Source organism: Ruegeria sp. HKCCD7628 (genome assembly GCF_057221005.1).
On sequence record NZ_JBWVBA010000006.1, the window covers coordinates 202,157 to 220,208 of the forward strand.

15 protein-coding genes are annotated in these 18,052 nt (G+C 54.8%); 8 read left to right on the forward strand and 7 right to left on the reverse strand.

Annotated elements, in window-relative coordinates; genetic code table 11:
• Nucleotides 1-4 precede the first annotated feature (4 nt).
• The 5 genes from pcaC to AC2TAD_RS14455 are packed head-to-tail and all read left to right on the forward strand — an operon-like array spanning nucleotide 5 to nucleotide 3,642.
• On the forward strand, nucleotides 5-385 hold the full coding sequence (gene pcaC / locus AC2TAD_RS14435; RefSeq protein ID WP_480868492.1) for a 4-carboxymuconolactone decarboxylase: 381 nt from the start codon (nucleotides 5-7) through the stop codon (nucleotides 383-385).
• The gene (gene pcaH, locus AC2TAD_RS14440) at nucleotides 382-1,098 is read left to right on the forward strand and encodes a protocatechuate 3,4-dioxygenase subunit beta (protein ID WP_480868494.1); all 717 of its coding nucleotides are present in this window, start codon (nucleotides 382-384) and stop codon (nucleotides 1,096-1,098) included. The genes pcaC and pcaH overlap by 4 nt, the downstream gene beginning before the upstream one ends.
• A gap of 2 nt (nucleotides 1,099-1,100) precedes the next feature.
• A complete protein-coding gene (pcaG, locus tag AC2TAD_RS14445) occupies nucleotides 1,101-1,700 on the forward strand; it encodes a protocatechuate 3,4-dioxygenase subunit alpha (RefSeq protein WP_480868496.1) in 600 nt (199 codons plus the stop codon).
• Entirely contained in the window at nucleotides 1,693-2,544 is an 852-nt protein-coding gene (locus AC2TAD_RS14450; protein ID WP_170754340.1) for a 3-oxoadipate:acetyl-CoA acetyltransferase, read from the forward strand. Before pcaG ends, AC2TAD_RS14450 begins: the two co-directional genes overlap by 8 nt.
• A gap of 36 nt (nucleotides 2,545-2,580) precedes the next feature.
• Nucleotides 2,581-3,642: a 3-carboxy-cis,cis-muconate cycloisomerase gene (locus tag AC2TAD_RS14455; RefSeq protein WP_480868498.1), complete on the forward strand. Its 1,062-nt coding sequence runs from the start codon at nucleotides 2,581-2,583 to the stop codon at nucleotides 3,640-3,642.
• A 193-nt stretch (nucleotides 3,643-3,835) separates the two neighbouring features.
• On the opposite strand, the gene AC2TAD_RS14460 is transcribed toward AC2TAD_RS14455, so the two are convergent.
• From AC2TAD_RS14460 to AC2TAD_RS14490, 7 genes are all read right to left on the reverse strand, one after another.
• Complete coding sequence (locus AC2TAD_RS14460) at nucleotides 3,836-4,891, reverse strand: ABC transporter ATP-binding protein (RefSeq protein ID WP_480868500.1); 1,056 nt, start codon at nucleotides 4,889-4,891, stop codon at nucleotides 3,836-3,838.
• Nucleotides 4,891-6,138 (reverse strand): MGH1-like glycoside hydrolase domain-containing protein, encoded by a 1,248-nt coding sequence (locus AC2TAD_RS14465; protein ID WP_480868502.1) that lies wholly within the window; start codon nucleotides 6,136-6,138, stop codon nucleotides 4,891-4,893. The genes AC2TAD_RS14460 and AC2TAD_RS14465 overlap by 1 nt, the downstream gene beginning before the upstream one ends.
• A gap of 5 nt (nucleotides 6,139-6,143) precedes the next feature.
• Nucleotides 6,144-7,352 carry a carbohydrate ABC transporter permease gene (locus AC2TAD_RS14470; protein ID WP_480868505.1) on the reverse strand — a complete coding sequence of 403 codons (1,209 nt, stop codon included), beginning with the start codon at nucleotides 7,350-7,352 and terminating at the stop codon, nucleotides 6,144-6,146.
• The gene (locus AC2TAD_RS14475; protein ID WP_170754350.1) at nucleotides 7,352-8,584 is read right to left on the reverse strand and encodes a carbohydrate ABC transporter permease; all 1,233 of its coding nucleotides are present in this window, start codon (nucleotides 8,582-8,584) and stop codon (nucleotides 7,352-7,354) included. The genes AC2TAD_RS14470 and AC2TAD_RS14475 overlap by 1 nt, the downstream gene beginning before the upstream one ends.
• Nucleotides 8,585-8,649: 65 nt before the next feature.
• Entirely contained in the window at nucleotides 8,650-10,005 is a 1,356-nt protein-coding gene (locus AC2TAD_RS14480; RefSeq protein ID WP_480868507.1) for an ABC transporter substrate-binding protein, read from the reverse strand.
• Nucleotides 10,002-11,156, reverse strand: coding sequence for a LacI family DNA-binding transcriptional regulator (locus AC2TAD_RS14485; RefSeq protein ID WP_480868509.1), 1,155 nt, complete (start codon nucleotides 11,154-11,156; stop codon nucleotides 10,002-10,004). The genes AC2TAD_RS14480 and AC2TAD_RS14485 overlap by 4 nt, the downstream gene beginning before the upstream one ends.
• A gap of 1,068 nt (nucleotides 11,157-12,224) precedes the next feature.
• Nucleotides 12,225-13,502 (reverse strand): replication initiation protein, encoded by a 1,278-nt coding sequence (locus AC2TAD_RS14490; RefSeq protein WP_480868511.1) that lies wholly within the window; start codon nucleotides 13,500-13,502, stop codon nucleotides 12,225-12,227.
• Nucleotides 13,503-14,082: 580 nt separating this feature from the next.
• Between AC2TAD_RS14490 and AC2TAD_RS14495 the strand changes: the two genes are divergently transcribed.
• The 3 genes from AC2TAD_RS14495 (at nucleotide 14,083) to AC2TAD_RS14505 (ending at nucleotide 17,852) form a co-directional block, all read left to right on the forward strand.
• Nucleotides 14,083-15,468, forward strand: a complete 1,386-nt coding sequence (locus AC2TAD_RS14495; protein ID WP_170754356.1) for an AAA family ATPase — start codon at nucleotides 14,083-14,085, stop codon at nucleotides 15,466-15,468.
• Nucleotides 15,469-15,697: 229 nt separating this feature from the next.
• Nucleotides 15,698-16,528, forward strand: coding sequence for a ParB/RepB/Spo0J family partition protein (locus tag AC2TAD_RS14500; RefSeq protein ID WP_480868513.1), 831 nt, complete (start codon nucleotides 15,698-15,700; stop codon nucleotides 16,526-16,528).
• A gap of 640 nt (nucleotides 16,529-17,168) precedes the next feature.
• Entirely contained in the window at nucleotides 17,169-17,852 is a 684-nt protein-coding gene (locus AC2TAD_RS14505; protein ID WP_480868515.1) for an IS6 family transposase, read from the forward strand.
• Nucleotides 17,853-18,052: the final 200 nt, after the last annotated feature.

The following is an 18,052-nucleotide window of genomic DNA, read 5'->3' on the forward strand; positions in this document are numbered from 1 at the left end:
TGTGATGGATCGCCATGCAACCGGCATATCCGTGCGCCGCAAAGTTCTGGGCGACGCCCATGTGGATCGCGCCGAGGCGCGCAAAACCGCCTTTGACGCGCCGTTTCAGGACATGATCACCGAAACTGCGTGGGGCACGCTTTGGGCGGACGACACGATCACCCCGCGCGAACGATCTATGATTACGCTGGCACTCCTGGCCGCGACGCGGAACTTTGACGAGATCCCCATGCATGTGCGCGCCTGCGCCAATACCGGGGCTTCGAAAGACGATATCCTTCAGGCTTTCCTGCACGCCGCCGTCTATGCCGGCGTTCCCTGCGCCAATCGGGCCATTGCCCTTGCCAAACAAACCTTTTCCGAGATGGAGGACATGGCGGAATGACCCAGCTTTTCCCACGCGACAGGGCCTGGCATCCGCAAGCCTTGGACCCCAACTACAAAACCAGCGTGACGCGGTCTCCGAGACAGCCGCTTTTGTCTCTGGAAGGAACCACTAGCGAGCTGTCTGGCCCGACCTTTGGCCATGTTGACATCGACCCGCTGGACAATGACCTGCTGCGCAATTTCGCTACAACCGGCGATCCGGTGGGCGAGCGTATCCTGCTGCACGGAAGGGTGCTGGATGAAAACGCCCGCCCGGTGCCCAATACTCTGGTCGAGATATGGCAAGCCAATGCCGGAGGGCGGTATCGACACAAGAAAGATACCTATCTGGCCGCCATCGACCCGAATTTCGGCGGCTGTGGGCGAACGCTGACCGATGATCTGGGTTACTACCAGTTTCGCACCGTCAAACCCGGCGCTTACCCTTGGCGCAACTGGGTCAGCAGTTGGCGGCCTGCGCATATTCACGTGTCAGTCTTCGGGACCAGCTTTGCGCAGCGCCTGATCACGCAGCTTTACTTTGAAGGCGACCCGCTGATTGCCAAATGTCCGATCATCAACACTATCCCCAACCCGCGCGCGATTGACCAACTGGTGGCCGCGCTGGATATCAATGCCTCCGTCCCTTTCGATTGTCTTGCTTATAAGTTCGACATCGTGCTGCGCGGGCAGCGGTCGACTTATTTCGAAAACCGGCCCGAGGGGAACTGACCATGGTGCAAAAGCTGGACTATCTCAAGGAAACACCCTCACAGACCGCGGGGCCCTATGTGCATATCGGGCTGGCCCCCGGAGACGCCGGGTTCGATATCTACCGGCACGAGTTAGGCCGTGACATCGCGGGGCCAGACGCGTCAGGGACGAAGATCACTGTGCGCGGTGTGGTGCGCGACGGAACCGGCGCGCCGGTCAAGGATGTACTGATCGAAACATGGCAGGCGGATGCAAATGGCGTTTATCCCGATCAGGGCTCTGTTGATCCGGGCTTTCGTGGCTGGGGCCGTGTGATACCGGATTTCGAGACGGGCGAATGGGCGTTCGGCACAATCAAACCGGGCGCCGTGACAGACCAATCCGGCGCGGTGATGGCTCCGCATATTAACTTGTGGCTGGTTGCTCGTGGGATCAATCTGGGCCTCAACACCCGGCTTTATTTCCCCGATGAAATGGCGGCAAATGCGTCGGATCCGGTGCTGAACCTGATTGAGCAGCCCGTGCGCAGGCAAACTCTTATCGCGGAACAGGTTGAAGGCGGCTACCGGTTCGATATTCAATTGCAAGGCCCTTCAGAAACGGTGTTTTTCGATGTCTGATCCTGTCTCACAAACCCCCTGCATCATCTGTGTGGCGATCACCGGATCGGTGCCCACCAAGGCCGATAACCCGGCCGTTCCCATCAGCGTGCCGGAGCAGATCGAAAGCACTCATGAAGCTTTCGAGGCCGGAGCCTCTATCGCTCATTGCCATGTGCGGGACGCTGAGGGCAAACCCACCTCGGACCCCGACCTGTTCGCAGCGCTGAAGGAGGGAATCGAAACGCACTGCCCCGGCATGATTGTGCAGCTTTCAACCGGGGGGCGGTCCGGCGCGGGCAAAGCGCGCGGGGGCATGTTGCCGCTGTCCCCGGATATGGCCTCGCTTTCGGTGGGATCGAACAACTTTCCGACGCGCGTTTATGAAAACCCGCCCGATCTGGTGAACTGGTTGGCCAGTGAGATGGTAACCTACGGCGTCAAACCCGAGATCGAGGCTTTTGACCTGTCGCATATCCTGCAAGCGGCCCGGATGCACCGCGAGGGGCAATTGCCCGATACGCCCTATGTCCAATTCGTCATGGGGGTCCGCAATGCCATGCCCGTGGATCGAGATGTATTCGACTTCTACGTCAAAACCGTGCACCGCCTGTTCGGAGACGTCCCGTGGTGCGCCGCCGGGATCGGGGCTGGGCAGATCAAGCTGAACGAATGGTCCATCGCGGCGGGCGGGCATGTGCGCACGGGGCTGGAGGACAACGTGCGTCTGGATCGCGACACGCTTGCCCCGTCCAATGCAGCGCTGGTGCAGAGAGCCGTCGATTTGTGCCACGCCCACGACCGCCCAGTTGCGAGTGTAGACCAGGCGCGCGCCATTCTGGGCCTGCGCCCGGCTGCGGCCTAACGTTAGGCCGGACGACCCAAAATAAGGACGTAGACTATGACCGATCTGTTCTCGCACCCCTGGTTTTCGGGCCTGTTCGGAGATGCCGAGACACAAGAGATCTGGTCGGCGGAGCGGTCACTTACCCATATGCTGGCCTTCGAGGCCGCCTATTCGCGCGGGTTGGGTGCAATCGGAAGAATCCCCGCCGAGCAAGCGGACGCTGCTGCCGCATGGATTGAACAGGCCGTGCCCGGAATGGATACCTTGCGCGCTGGCACCATGGCGGATGGGCTGCCTGTACCGGCTCTGGTTCAGGCCCTTAGATCGGATGCAGGCCCATTGGCCCCGGCCATTCACACCGGAACAACATCCCAAGACGTGATGGACACGGCCTTGGCGTTGACCCTGCGCGAGACCAGCAACCTGCTGCAAACGCGCCTGTCGCAGCTGTCGGACATGTTGGGCGATCTGAGTGAACAGTTTAGTGAACGCAAAATCATGGGGCGCACGCGGATGCAAGCAGCCCTGCCCGTCACCGTCGGCCACCGGATCGGAACCTGGCGCAGCCCTTTACATGCCTTTCACCATAGTATCGAAGACATTCGCCCTAAGATCGAGCGCGTTCAGCTAGGCGGCCCTGTTGGCGATGGCCAGACGATTGGGACCGCGCGGCGGGATTTGGCGACCCATATTGCCAACTCTTTGGGGTTGCATGACGTGGATCATGGTTGGCAGACCGACCGCAACGGTTTGGTTGATTATGCCAATCTGTTGTCGCGGATCTCAGGCTCGCTTGGGAAAATCGGGCAGGATATTTGCCTGATGGCCCAACAGGGCGTGGACGAGATCACGCTGTCCGGCGGCGGGACATCTTCGGCCATGCCACATAAACAGAACCCCATTCTGGCCGAACTGCTGGTCACACTGGCCCGGTTTAACGCCACACAGGTGTCCGGGATGCATCACGCGTTGGTGCATGAACAGGAACGATCTGGCAGCGCTTGGGCGTTGGAATGGATGATCTTACCGATTATGGCGCAGACCACGGCTCGGTCACTCACTGCGGCGAGCACACTGTGCTCTCAGATCGTTTCTATTGGTGTCGCGCCCGCCTGACGCCGCTCTGCTTGTTGAATTGATCCCTGCACCGCTTGGATTCAACCATCAGAACTATTTGGAGGCGACCTAGCAAAGTTGCGACCGCGCCACTCCATTTTTTCGACAAGCTCATGAAACTATGCTTTGGAAGCGATGGCCTGTGCAAAACATTGGCAACGACCAGACTAAACCTTGAAAGGTTATCCCCCTTTTAATTTGCGCTGATCGCCTGCCCTGACGCATCGAAGAACTGCAGTTTCTCAGGCGCGAAAAGAAGGCCAACCTGCATTCCGGCCTTTATCTGCGTATCCCCGCCAAGGCGAACAGTCACCTTCTCGTCAAATCCGCAGTCGACGATAACAAACATGTCGGCCCCAAGGTATTCGACAACCTCGACCACGCCATCACTATTCCCCGCACCAGATTCAACAACGCTGATATGTTCAGGACGGATACCCAACCGGGTCGCGTCACCTGTTCTGTCAAATGGGCCAATCCCGCCGTTTTCCAGACGAAACCGGTCCCCCGCCACAGAGCAAGGCAAAACGTTCATCTTTGGGCTGCCAATGAACTGCGCGACAAAAAGGTTGGCGGGGCGTTCGTACAACTCGCGCGGAGTGCCCACCTGCGCGATCTTGCCGAATTCCAGCACCACGATGCGATCCGCCAGAGTCATCGCTTCGACCTGATCATGGGTTACATAGATCATGGTTCGGTTCAGACTTTGGTGCAGTTTCGCGATCTCATAGCGCATTTCGACCCGCAGAGCGGCATCAAGGTTGGACAAGGGCTCGTCGAACAGGAACGCAGTGGGGTCGCGCACGATCGACCGGCCGATCGCGACACGCTGTCGTTGGCCGCCGGAAAGATCCTTGGGGCGGCGCTCCAGATAAGGATCCAATTTGAGAACCTCGGCAGCCTTTCCCACACGTTCAGCTATTTCAGGTTTCGACACGCCCGCAACTTTCAACGAAAAACCCATGTTTTCGGCCACGGTAAGATGAGGGTATAGCGCATAGGACTGAAACACCATCGTCAGCCCCCTCTTGGAGGGCGGATGGTCGGTTACGTCATCGCCATTGATCAGAAGCGATCCGCGCGAGATATCCTCGAGCCCACCGATCATCCGCAACAATGTGGACTTGCCGCAACCAGACGGCCCCACGAAAACGACAAACTCACCGTTTTGTATTTCCAGGTCGATGCCCTTGATCACCTGAACTTCGCCGAACCATTTCTCGACGGCTTTAAGCTGGATACTCCCCATCAGTTCTTCCCCGCCCAATGCAGCCAAACCGCAGCCGTCCAAGTGAAAGAATTGCCTCCTGCCGGACCTCCGGTAAGAGGGTCGAAATACTCGGCAAATCCGTGGCCCGCGATAAGCCGGGCTGTTTTCAGACGCAAGGCTTCGGCTTCAACCCCATGGCCCATCTCGGCCAGTCCGAAACCTGTCAGCATGTTCATGAATGCCCATGTCGGGCCGCGCCAGTAGCGGCGTTCGTCAAACTTGGGCATTTGCGGGTCATAGCTTGGAATGGGGTGTGGGACAGTAGTCAGAACCGTCTTGACCCGCTCAAGCATCCGGTCAGAGTCAATGCCCGCATACCAACACAAGTAGCTGGCGTTCGAGACGCTGTCCGCCCATTCACCGGTATGCGCATCGCGCGAGTCAAACGCACCAAGCGCGTCATTCCAAAGCGAACGTGCTCCGGTTTCCAGTATGTCCACATCCTCACTGAGCCCTTCCGCTTCTAGCCCCAGATCGTTGCTGATAGCCAACAGATCGCGGGCGGCGCGCAAGGTTGTGAAACTCATGGTTGGATCGGCCACACGGAATGGATTCAATGCCAGCAGTTTCTCCTGATCCCAGCCGACCTCGCGCCCGATGTTCACCAGTTTAATGTAACGGTCGTAATCGTATTTCGTCGGTCGGTCCGCGCTGTTCACGTGGCTGGTGTCACGGCGCTGATATTCACCCACATCCGAGGCATCAATCGCCGCCATCGTATTGTCCCAATCAGGCGCGTTGTCCCGCCCGGCCTCCCACGGATGCGTCGTGCAAACTGCACCGTGATCGTCCAGCCGCCATGCCATGATCCAGCGATGCCAGGCCAGCATTTTGGGAAATAGCGCGCGCATCCTCTCTGCCCCAATGGCCTGGTCTATGTCCAAAATCCGCCGGGCCATTGTGGCGGCCAGTGGTGGTTGGATTATGCCCGAAGACGGGATAGGCCCGGTGCCGCCCCAAACATCCGGTCCTGGAAAGTAACCCGGATCGGGCTTGTGAAACAGGATATGCGGAACCATGCCATCCGCCCATTGGCCCGAGAACAGCGTTTCAAGTTCGGTCCAGGCGCGCGTGATGTCGAACTCGGCAAAACCCAGCGCGGCAATCGCGCTGTCCCAGTTCCACTGATAGGGGTAAAGGCCGCTGGTGGGGATGGTATAGCCACCGCGATCATTGGCGATCAGAATGTTGCGGGCCGATTCACTTGGGGTCGTATAGTAGTTCATGTCAGTCATCCTTTGACCGAGCCTGCCGTCAGGCCCTTGGTCATGAAACGTTCAAGCCCCAGAAACAGGGCCATGATCGGAACGGTGGCAATCACCGCACCGGCCATCAGGTGTTGGCGTGGAATCTCCGAGGAGTTCAGCATCGTGACACCTCGGGTCAGGGTGAATTTCGACGGGTCATCCAGCAGCATGAAGGCCAGCAGGAACTCGTTCCAGGCGATCATGAAGACGTAAAGCGAGACCGAAGCCAGTGCCGGCAGGCTAAGCGGCAAGGTGATCTTCCAGATCACTGCCAGCCGCGACAGGCCGTCCATCAGACCCGCCTCTTCGACTTCGGTCGGCAGGCCGCGGAAGTAGCCTTGCAGCATGTATAGGGCGACCGGAATCGTCGTGACCGGGTAGATCATAACGATGCCCAGGATCGAGTTGCGCAGCCCGGTCAGCGAGAACGCGATGTAGATCGGCAGCGCCAACACGATCATCGGCACCATGTAGATCAGCAGGATTGAGCGCGAGAAGGCCTTTTGGCCTTTGAACCGGAACCGCGCCACTGCGTAGGCACCGGGTACACTGAAGGCCAGCGTGATGAACACCGTCAGGACCGAGACATAGAATGATGTCCACAGGTAGGTGCCGAAATTGAAGTCGCGGAACAGCTCGGTATAGCTGCGGAACAACGCACTGCCCTGCGACAGGTCGACCGAGAAATCCAAAGGGTTCTGCAATAGCGCCTGTTGCGATTTCAGGCTGGTCATGACCATGACGTAGAAAGGGATCACAACAATGGCGGTGAAAAAGATATAGCCAAAGCCGGTGCAGAACCGGATCACGGCATCCTCGAACTCGTGCCGTGTGAGTTCCCCAAACGGCGTGTCCCGCAATATCGCGGTAAGCGACAGGTGCGTCACGGCAGCCATGGCAAAAACGGTCACCAACAACGCCTGCAGGGACGTTTGAGAGCCGATCAGAACGGGACCAAAGCGCGTCAGGGCCGACAGTCCTAGCATGATCGACAGACCAAGCCGCGCCATAGCGTGTCGTTCGGGGTAACGCACATAGATCAACCCGGCTACAGCGCCCCAAACAAGGCAGAGCAAAACCTGCGGTCGAAACGCCGCCCCTGTCGAGAAGGACATGGTAATGGCGACGGTGGTCGCAATCACAACCAGCCAGAGCGCGCCCAAGGCTGGACCAGTCAAATAGCCTTTGCGCATCACAGGCCCTCCTCTCGGCTGATGAAACGGAAGAAGACAAAGCTGAAGGCGATCAGGCACATCAGGATCACCACGGCCACCGCCGCCCCTGCCCCGATATTGGAAATCGCAAAGGCCTGTTCATAGACGTTCACGGTCAGCGTACGGGTCCCCGCGTTGCCGCCGGTCAGCAGGAAAATGTCGTCGAACTTGTTGAACGTCCAGATAAAGCGCAGCAGGAACAGCACGGACAGGATGCCCAGCAGTTGCGGGATGCTCAGCAGCCAAAACTTCTGAAACGGTGACGCCCCATCCATATCTGCCGCTTCATACATGCTAGAGTCGATGGATTGCATTCGCGCCAAAATGAACAGGAAGGACAGCGGAAAATAGCGCCAGATCTCGAACACTGTCACCATGATCAGGGCCAGAGGACGTTCGCCGAAGAAATTGATAGGCTCACTGCTCAGCCCCATTTGCACAAGCAGCGCATTGGCAGAGCCTGAGAACGGATCAAACAGCGTAACCCAAGTAAAGGCCACGGCAATGACCGGGGCCACGTAGGGGAACAGGTAAAGACCCCGTATGATCCCCTGCCCTTTGAAACTTTTGTTCAGCAACAGGGCTGCGAACAATCCCATCACCAGCGCCCCGATCGTGCCGAACACCGTGTAGAACAGCGTGACCCACAAAACGCCCCAGAACTCATCCCCGTCAAAAACGCGGGCGAAGTTTTCGAGGCTGAACTCGAAATTGGTCAGAACGCTTGGGCCACTTCCAGTTATGCTGGGTTCGGACCCTTCGATCAGATCTTCGAAAGTATCCGGGTCACCTTCCAGCGTGACCGGAATGCGAACACGTTCGCGATAGCCACCTTCGAGAGTGCCGAAATCACAGAACAAATCCTGCCCGTCCAGCACGCAAGGGGCCAAGACCTCGCCCGCGGTCACGCCATCCGGCAAAACGTCGGTTAAGGTGACACCGGTGACAGCAATATCCTGACTGGAGTTTCGCACGCGGTATTCAATCCGCAAATCATCACCTGATCCGCGCAAGCTCTCGCGCACAACGGGTGCGGGCGGCCGCAGATCGGACAAGGTGAACGGCTTGAAACTGATCCAGAAGATCGCCAGCAAAGGCAGGATCACGACAAGCGATACGCTGATTACGGTCGGGGAAAGCAACGCCCAGGCCAGACGCGCCTCGCGTTTGGCTAGCGCCCCGGTTCCGGTCGGTGGGGTGGCCGAAGACATAAGGGACCTCAGAGGTTTAGGTGTAGCGGCGCGCACGCCGCTACAATTGCCGGTCAAGCAGGAGTTTACTGGACCTTGGCAAGCTCATCATTCATCGCGGCCACGGCAGCCGCGGCGTCGATTTCATCATCGATATACTGGCGCACAACCCGGTTGATGGCCTGACTGTTGATCATCTTGGAGGCCAGCGAGAGCTGCCCTTCGGCCACTCCCCAACGCTGCGCCACATCCAATCCGCCGACAATCTCATCTATCATCGCCTGATCATAAAGATCACCCAGCGGCGCCTTGCGGTCGACGCCTACAGGCAATTCTGCCCAGGCTTCGGCAAAAGCGGTCGGGTTTTCGGCGTTACCGCGACGAACCGGGAACTTACCCTCGGGCGCGATTGACAAGGTTTGGGTGTACCCGTCATCCATAGCGAATTTCACAAACTCCATCGCCGCGTCCGTGTCGGCGTCATTGGTGATCCCAAAATACCGAACATCGCCCCAAGCTGCCCCATCCGGGTTGGAGGGGCCTGAGAAATTGGTGACAATCCCTGTTTTCGACGCCAAATCGCGCGAGGTCGGATCATCGTTGATTGTTGGCGGCGCGCTGTCGCGCAGACCGGCCAACTCGTCCAGAATGAAGGGCGACCAGATGATCATCGCGGCTTTGCCATCAAAATACAGCTCGCGCGATTGCTTCCAGAACAACTCACCCGGAGGCGACGCTTTTGAAATCGCCTTGTAGAAGTCCAAGACCTCGGTTGTCTTCGCTTCGTCCAGAGGCTGGAACCCATCCGGGCCGACCGGGCTGACGCCATTGGCAAGAAACACGTGCTCCAGCACCTGGCTCATGAAGTTCTCGTCCACCTTGGTTGCGGCAACAAATCCATACATCTCGGGCGGGTTGTGCAGCTTGTCCAGCGCGGCCAAGACATTTGCATAGGAACTGGGCGCCTCAAGTCCGGCCTCGTCAAACAAGTCCTTGCGATAGACAATCATCTGCGTCCAGCCATCCACCGGCACCGACGCGGTTTCGCCATTGAACGCAGCCATCGCCAAAGCACCCGGAGCGAATGTGCCAGCACCCAGTTCTTCGATCACCTCGGTCGCGGCTTCGGTGTCCAGAATACCAGCCTCGGCCCAAGGCAGAGCGTATTGCAAAGTGTGATAGACCACGTCCGGCAGGTCCCCAGCGGCAAATGCGGCAGTAGCGCGCGTTCCCAGATCGCTTTCGGTGACCGGGATTACCTCGACTGTGGTGCCGGTTTCGACTTTGAACTGATCGGCCATCTCTTGTTGCTTGGCCAAACGCTCGGGCTGTTCCTCTGTGGTCCAGAACCGGATCGTGTCCGCTTGCGCCGACAACGCGGTCAACGCAAAGGCGAGCGACGTTCCAAGCAACAGCCGGGACGCTTTGGATTTCAGTCTCATGTTAGATCTCCCCGTTTTTGGTTTGTTAGATATTGTCGTTTCTGCGCCAGTTCTTCTGGCGTCAGTCTTGGCGGACCGTCCGAACCACCCGTAACAAGGGTGGCATCAACCAGTTCTTGTAATGTCGAGGGGTCAGCCCCTTGGATTTGCTGGATCAACAAGGTTGCCAACCGTTGCCCTGCCTTGCGCGAATCCACCGAGAAGGTTGTCAGCGCCGGGCGGGCGTATTGGCATTCCGGTACGCCGTCGTAGCCAATCACCGAAATATCGCGCCCAATTTCGAAACCCTGATCCTGCGCATCCGCGCAGAACCCCAGAGCTGCCAGATCGGTCGCAAACACAATCGCTGTCGGAGGACATTCCAGCGCCATCAGCGCCCGCCCCTGCGACGCACCGTCTTCGCGCGTGCGTGCGCCCTCACGGATTAAATCCGTGTCCAAAGGCAGGCCAGCAGCCTGCATACCCTCGGCATAGCCGTCACGGCGCAGATGTGCGTAGTTGAACTTGGGGTCGCTTCCAACAAAGCCGATACGCGAATGCCCAAATTCGTTCAGCCGCAAAACGGCGTTGCGCATTGCACTTTCCCCCGCAATGTCGAACCACGAGGTTTCGCCCCACTTGTTCGGCTGCCCATAGCCCGTGCGCCCATAAAGGATATGCGGAACGTCGAGGCTACGCAGCAAACCGATGCGCGCATCCTTCACTGCTGTTCGCGGTAGAATGAATCCGTCTGCCTTGCGCTCCTGGTAAAGTCGGCTGAGCACTTTCAGCGTGTCTTTCTCGGATGTGGCCGTAGAGATGGTCATGGTCCAGTCGAGACTGCTCGCCGCTTGGCAGGCTCCGGCCAGAAAGTCCTGCAAGAAGGGATTGTGCTGATCCGGCTCTTCGCTGTTCAGCACCATCGCAATAGCCCGAACCTGCCCGGTTCGGATCGCCTGCGCGTGACTGAGCGGTCGATACCCCAAGGCCCGCGCGGCCTTTTCAACCCGCGCACGCGTAACCGGAGAAATATCGGAATACCCGTTGAGCGCCCGCGAAACCGTGCTCTTGGACAAGCCGAGGTGTGCGGCCAACTCGTCCAGCTTAACTCGGCCGGACACAGTCATCTGGCTGGAATGGTTGGTTAGTGGATATGAAAGATTCGTAGTCATTAAGGGTATTTCAATGTTCCGAAACCGGTTTCGGCAACAAAAAAGTTAAAAAAAGTGCAAACTGTCTATTTTTTGGAAGTTTTGAGGATTGTCTTGGCAATTATTGCAGCGCACGAGAGACCAGTAAACTTATAGGCATTCACATCCACTAAGGAACCATCAAAAGTAGTGCGTTTGTTAGCGCTAGAACCAATGCGGGCTTTGAAAACTTGAGGCCACACTAATTCTCTGCGCAGTTCAGGCATTTTTCAAACGCGCGAACCAGTTGGTAGTGCCACTATCAAGCATGTTTTAGAAAGTGGGACACTTTACAAATATCCAGTAGCTTCGCGCTTGCTTTGTTAAAGTATCTTCTTTGAAGCTACCCGACGGAAATGCCTACCTTCACGGCAAGATCCGAAATACCCAGTAGGACTTCGATAAGTATCACCAGAATCTGTTACATACTTTTGGCTATTGACGGCGTCAGATACCGCGGATGAATGACTTTCGGTAAAACCAGCCGAAGGCCAGTTCTTGGATTTCTTCAAAGGTACGCAGAATCCAAAAGGGCGTGATCCTTTTTGCGGTAGTTTTCTATATCCGGTACGGAATTTCTTGCCAGGATCTGGAAGAAGTCATGGCCTGCTGCGGTATCTCAGTTGTCCACAACACTGCAAACTGATTGGTTGCTCGGTACTTTGGCGAATTCGCCAGGACAGTTCCGTGACTCAAAGCTTGGCAACAAAACCAGCGAAAACGGGTTTGTTTTGGAGTCATAGGGCTCTTTTAAACCAGCAAGTCAGTAATAGTCGCTTCGCGCTATGCGCTCATTATCCTACCTTTTTGCGTATTACCTTTCAACACACCAAACGAAAAGTTTTCGTCGCGCATCCCAATTCTTCCCAGTAAGCTACAATTGGCATTTTGATCAGCCAACGTTGTGCAATTACATATATTCTCAAAGGTAGGAGAAACTTCCTTGCTAAGGATATGCGGGTGATGAACAAATTGCGGCTCTAATGCCGTGCGAGCGTCGAATTGCTCAATATAGTACTGCAAAACACTATTGAGATACCAAAGATCCTATTACGCATCTTTCGAAACCAGCATGAACGCTTCAGGCTCAAGATCTTCCCAAAACTCAAAAATCTTAGAGGCATTCAACCCGGACCGCCAACCATGTGTCCGGAAGTGCTCTCGATCAAGTTCATTTTCCAACCCTGCCATGAACAGACGCTTATCAGCATCTCTTTGCGTAGGGTTTCGCCGCGAAACCAACTTCTCAACAATAGCGAACATACGTGAACGTTCCGAACGCTCGGCAGCTCTTTTTGCGTATGCCTGATCCTCCTCATACTTTTCCAGGCGCCGCAGCCGAGCAGCCTCTTTGGCTTCGGGCGAAGGTTCAACGTCGTTCTCAGGTGAGTTTGATTGGTAATCGTCCCGTAGAGCCGCTGAAAGATACCCCAACGCAGATTTCACACTCCCCTGCCCGCTTACATATTCGAGTTTCTGCTGTACGTAGTCTTCACCGTGCTCCGCGATCCACTGACGAGCTAACCGGTCAGACACGCCTTGCTTTAGCAACTTCTTATAAACCGGCAAATTTCGAACCCCATCACTGTCGTCAATTTGGAACATTGCCTTTTGGGGGTTACCTTTAATCCTGAACCTAATATCGGTGACTGTACGACCTTTCTTTTGAAAATCCGCCTCAACCAGAATATCCGAGCTCTTGTTTACCTCTGCCACAGCCGGCTTGATAATCTTTGCGTTCAGATGCTTGAAACTACTGTAGTAGTCGCTTCCATCAACGCCCATCAACTTCCTAAAAACATCCAACGACCACCACCCAGTCGAACCGGTTCTGACAAACCTGTAACAGTTTTCATAAAGCGCCAGTCCATGACCAGAACTGAAGTTCTTCTGAATTTGCACGTTAATCAAAGCGTAAATCTTGGGGTCGTAGAGTTTTTGAGCCAGGGCTGGTGAATAGGCATATTCACAGACACCGCCCTTCAGCTTTGCAAAACTTAAAAGAGACGAAACTCCCCACTCTTGACGGCCCTTTTCATCAAGCATGTCCCACTCGGCTACAGTTTCAGCCAAAGCTCGAAGGCTTGATCGCAATGTATCAAAATCGTTTGAGTTGTACCCAACCATCATCGCTAGTGTTCGCGCATCAATTGTATGGGTTGTCGCAGACGTCAATGCATCATAGGCGTTGAGCAAAAGTACATTCGACAACTTACGCTGCAATAGCGTCAACTTACCGCTGATGTGTATAGCAGCGACGTTCTTTTTGACTGCTTCACGGCGCAACGCACCCGAGAGACGGTCGAGGTTCAATTTCGTTTCTGGCATGATTCTGCCTGACTGCTCTTTATTGTGACATTTGACACGAAAGGTACCTCCGGAGCAAACAGTTTTGGGTGCCTAAATACGGGATGACCCTTATCCTGCAGACGGGTACCCAAAGACTTTCCATCCGAACTTATCCACAGAAACCTCTGTATATTGACCACACCTCCGTAACCACGAGCCAGCGCCGATACATTTTTTGCTTTTCTCAGAGCCTAAAAGGCGGGTTTCCGCACATCCTGCGAATCGGGCCCTTTCCCACCGAATTCTGTTACCAATCGACCCGCATACGGGTACCTTTGATACCGAAGAATGGTCCCTTAACACCTGTAACCAGGTACCCAAAACGCTATATACTGTTGTTTTTAAACGTTTTTCTAATGGCAAAGACTCTAAATATCTAAAAATAAATAAACGATTTGTTGCGTTGTTCTATTCATTTTTTTATTCAGAACACACCTCCAAGGCGCTCTATCCATGTTTTTTGTGGAAAACCCCGACTCACAGGATAGCGCCTACGTAAAATGTTCGTTAAGTTCGGCGATATACGCTCTAATAGCGAACATACTATGAGGCACACACAATGAGCAAACCGACGCAACCTCCCCTGCCCCCCTACTTTAACCTAGATCCAGAGCAAGCGGCAGGGAAACTTCCAGACCCTATTGGAACCACGCGGTTTGCCAAGGCGGCAACCTTTTGTGCTAAAGGGAGGGAAGACCTGGCACTAAGAGGTTACGCTCCAGACGGAGAAAAACGCCTTCGCCGTTTTTCTATTTGGGAAATAACAAAGTACCTAATTCCGGTAGCTCCTGCGCATTTAAGACGCGTATTGAAGGCCAATCCGGAACTTCCGCAAGGAGAAGGTGAGGCCGGCTCCAAATGGTTTACTCTTGAAGAAGTTATAAGTCTCAGAAAACACTTTGCGGCAGGCGGAGTTAGTACGAAAGAATACCTGCCTTATCGCCCGGAAGGATTGCCTGCGAAAGTTGTGGCTGTCGCAAATTTCAAAGGAGGCGTTGGTAAAACGTCTACCGCCGCGCATTTGGCAATGTCCGCTGCCTTAGACGGCTACAAGGTGCTGGTTGTTGACTTGGACAGTCAAGGATCCATGACCTCTATCTTGGGCGGACGCGTAGCAGATGAGTGGCAAACAGTTTTCCCTTTGATAGCAAAAGATTACGCGCGTGCGGTACAGGAAGAGAACCGTGTGCGAAGCGCTGCAGGACAGCCAGAAATAGCCTTGGATGAAACTCTAGAAGAGGCGATGAAAACCTCCCCAAAAGACGTAATTCAAAAAACACATTGGCCAAACATTGACCTTATCGGAGCGCAGTTGAACCTCTACTGGGCCGAGTTTCAGATACCTGTGTGGCGAATGGGACTTCGGAGTTGGCCGTTGTGGGATGGGTTGACAAATTTCTTAGAGGATGAGGGGGTTCTGAATGACTACGATATTGTCTTTCTCGATACCCCTCCTGCACTTGGGTACCTTACAATCAACGCTCTTGCAGCCGCTGACATTCTTTTGGTGCCGTTGGGGGCCTCGTTCCTTGAATTTGATTCAACGGGCAGATTCTTCGATATGCTCTACACGACTTTCGCCAGTATAGAGGACGGAGAGAATGCAGCCTTGAGGGCCGCAGGCTTACCGGAACTGAAATTTGAGTGGGACGTTGTTCGGGCCATCATAACCAGGTTTGACGCCAGCCAGCAAACAGACATGGCGAATGTCATCCAAGCTTATTTTGGTGACTTTATGAATGCTTACCGGCAGGATTTTACTGCGCTTGTCGGGCAGGCGGGCGAGCAAGTTAACGGCATCTATGAAGCGGATTACAGAGACTTCAACCGGGAAACCTACGTCAGAGGGCGGGAAACGTTTGATCGCACATACGCAGAATTCAAAGAAGTCCTGATCGGTTGCTGGTGGCGCGACGCAAATATGGGAGGTGAGAGCAATGGCTAAACGCAGAAGACTTTCGGTGCCGGACACTAAGGAGCTCAAGGAGATCGAGGAAGGTTTCGCCGCGAAACCATCGTTGAACCCATTTGAGGGTTCGGGTGTCACGCCCCCAATAGCGCAAGTTGCTGCAGAAGCTGCCATGCTAAACGGTATGACGTCCGTCACTGATCGGGCTGCTTTGGCGAAAGATCAAGGTGACGCGTCCAAATGGCGCGCAGCTCAGGACGCCGGATTGGTCGCTGAAGAGCTGCCTATCGAAGCGATTGATCCTGACTTCATTCGTCGCGACCGTATGGCCGAGGACGAAGAGGCGATGGCCGAGTTGCTAGAATCGCTACGGGAAAACGGATTGAGAACGCCAATTGAGGTGACGCAAAGCGGCGAAGGCTATGGGCTGATTTCCGGCTTTCGACGACTGGTGGCCTTCCGTCGTCTATCTCAAACGGAGTCGCGGTTTGCCAAAATCCCGGCATTTGTGCGCCAGGCTGGAACGGGGCAGGGAGCCTACGTTTCGATGGTCGAAGAGAATGAACTGAGAGCGAATCTTAGCCCATACGAACGAGGTCGCATTGCCGTGTTGGCTGCGGGGCAGGGGGTTTTTTCTTCGACCGAGGAGGCGGTGGATGTTTTGTTTGCAGCAGCTTCTAAAGCCAAGCGCTCGAAAGTCAGAAGTTTTGCCCTCGTGCACGAAGCATTGGGGGACGTTTTGCGATACCCTATTGATTTGACAGAGAAAATAGGATTGTCCCTTGCGGCTGCATTGCGTTCGGGCGCTCAGACGGAGCTCCGGAATGCCTTGGTCGCTTCTGAGCCGAGTGATGCGAAGTCAGAATGGGCTGTTCTAAACGCAGCACTAAAATCATTGAACCAACCCGGCAAAATCAAGTCGCGGGGAGGTAGGCCTCAGCAAGTGCAAAAACTGACTTCTGTCGCGTTGTCCGGTGGAGGCAACGTGGTCGGCGAATTGTCGGCCAATGAAGTGCGTATCCGCATTCAGATTGAAAACGTTTCAGTCGAGGAAGCTCAGGCGTTGCTTGAAAAGATTGCTAGCAGTCTGGCCTAGGTCACGTTCCATTCTGTAAGCCTTGGGTTCGAAGGTTGGCTGTGCTCTGTCTTCGTTGAGAGAGAACAGAGCGCAGCTACTTCAACTGGCATGAAATGATCAGGTTTTAGCTGCACCGAAAAGCTGGGTGTGAAGTGTCAACGTTTAAGTGGCGAAGAGATTTGCAGGTACGCTGGCCGTCTTCCGAGAAAAAAGTTTTCGAATAGCCATTCCGGAAATACCAAACCTGGAAGCTAAATGGTCCTGCGGTTTGATCGGAGTTGCTCGGAAGTCTACGATCGATGCCTGAGTCACAAGCAAGAGCCGTACTACGGATTATGAAGTGTACCTGCCGAGGTGAAAAGCAGGGCTATTGATTACTGCGCGCATTTCAGAAGACAGAAAAAGTTAACAAGACAAGGTTGCTAGTTGTGGTGAGCCAAAAGACAGCTAGGGTTAAAGAGCCTAACATCACCATACACCTGTAACACGGCTTCAAAGCAGTGCTCAAAAGCTGTAAAAAATGGGCAGTAAAGGCAATGCTCTGTTAAAAAAATGTGTCGTAAACGGATGTGTCGCAAACTCTGAGGTATAGTTGACGAGCCTGGGTGATCTGAGTTTTTTGTACTAGTCGATTAATTTTCGAACAGGTTATTTGAGCATGATCTCGTTAAAGGGCTGTCATTTCCCTAAGGATGCAGTTTTGTACGCTGTTTACTTCTATCTGCGGTACACGGTGTCCTATCGTGACTTGGAAGAGATCATGGCTGAGCGCGGTGTGCGAGTTGATCATGCCACATTGAATAGGTGGGTTGTGAAATACTCGCCGATCGTCGCTGCTCGTGCGCAGTCAAAGAAGCGTCCAACACTGAGTTCATGGCGCATGGACGAGACCTATATTCGTGTTCGCGGCAATTGGGTGTACCTCTATCGGGCCGTCGACAAAGCTGGGAATACTCTTGATTTCATGCTGTCTGAGCGCAGGAACCGTCCAGCAGCAGCAAGGTTCTTTGGCAAAGCGCTATCGACGAATGGAATCCCGAGCAAGATCGTCATCGACAAAAGCGGCGCCAACGCGGCGGGCATTCGAGAGGTGAACAGGATCCTGAAGCGGTTCGGCTGCCTAGCCAAAATCCAAACGGTCAGGTCCAAGTATCTGAATAACCTGATCGAACAAGATCATCGGTTTATCAAGCGTCGCATACGGCACATGCGCGGGTTCAAATCGTTCAGATCCGCATCAGCTACTTTGGACGGTATCGAAGTCGCCAACATGATCCGGAAGCGGCAATTCTCAAGCGATAAGACTTCCGGCTTTCAGCTATTCGCCGAGATCGCAGGATAGGTGTATCCAGTAAGTCGCTGACTTTGGCCTTTCCAAATGTTTGCGACACATCCGTCTTCTGCTCATTTTGCGCCTCTCGATACTGACAAAGCACTGTTATAACTAGGAATGCGGCACTACAACTGGTGGCCAGCAGAACTGGCGTCTCGTCACTAGTCTTGTGCGCCATGCTTTGACATAGGGCGCCAATCGGACATGTT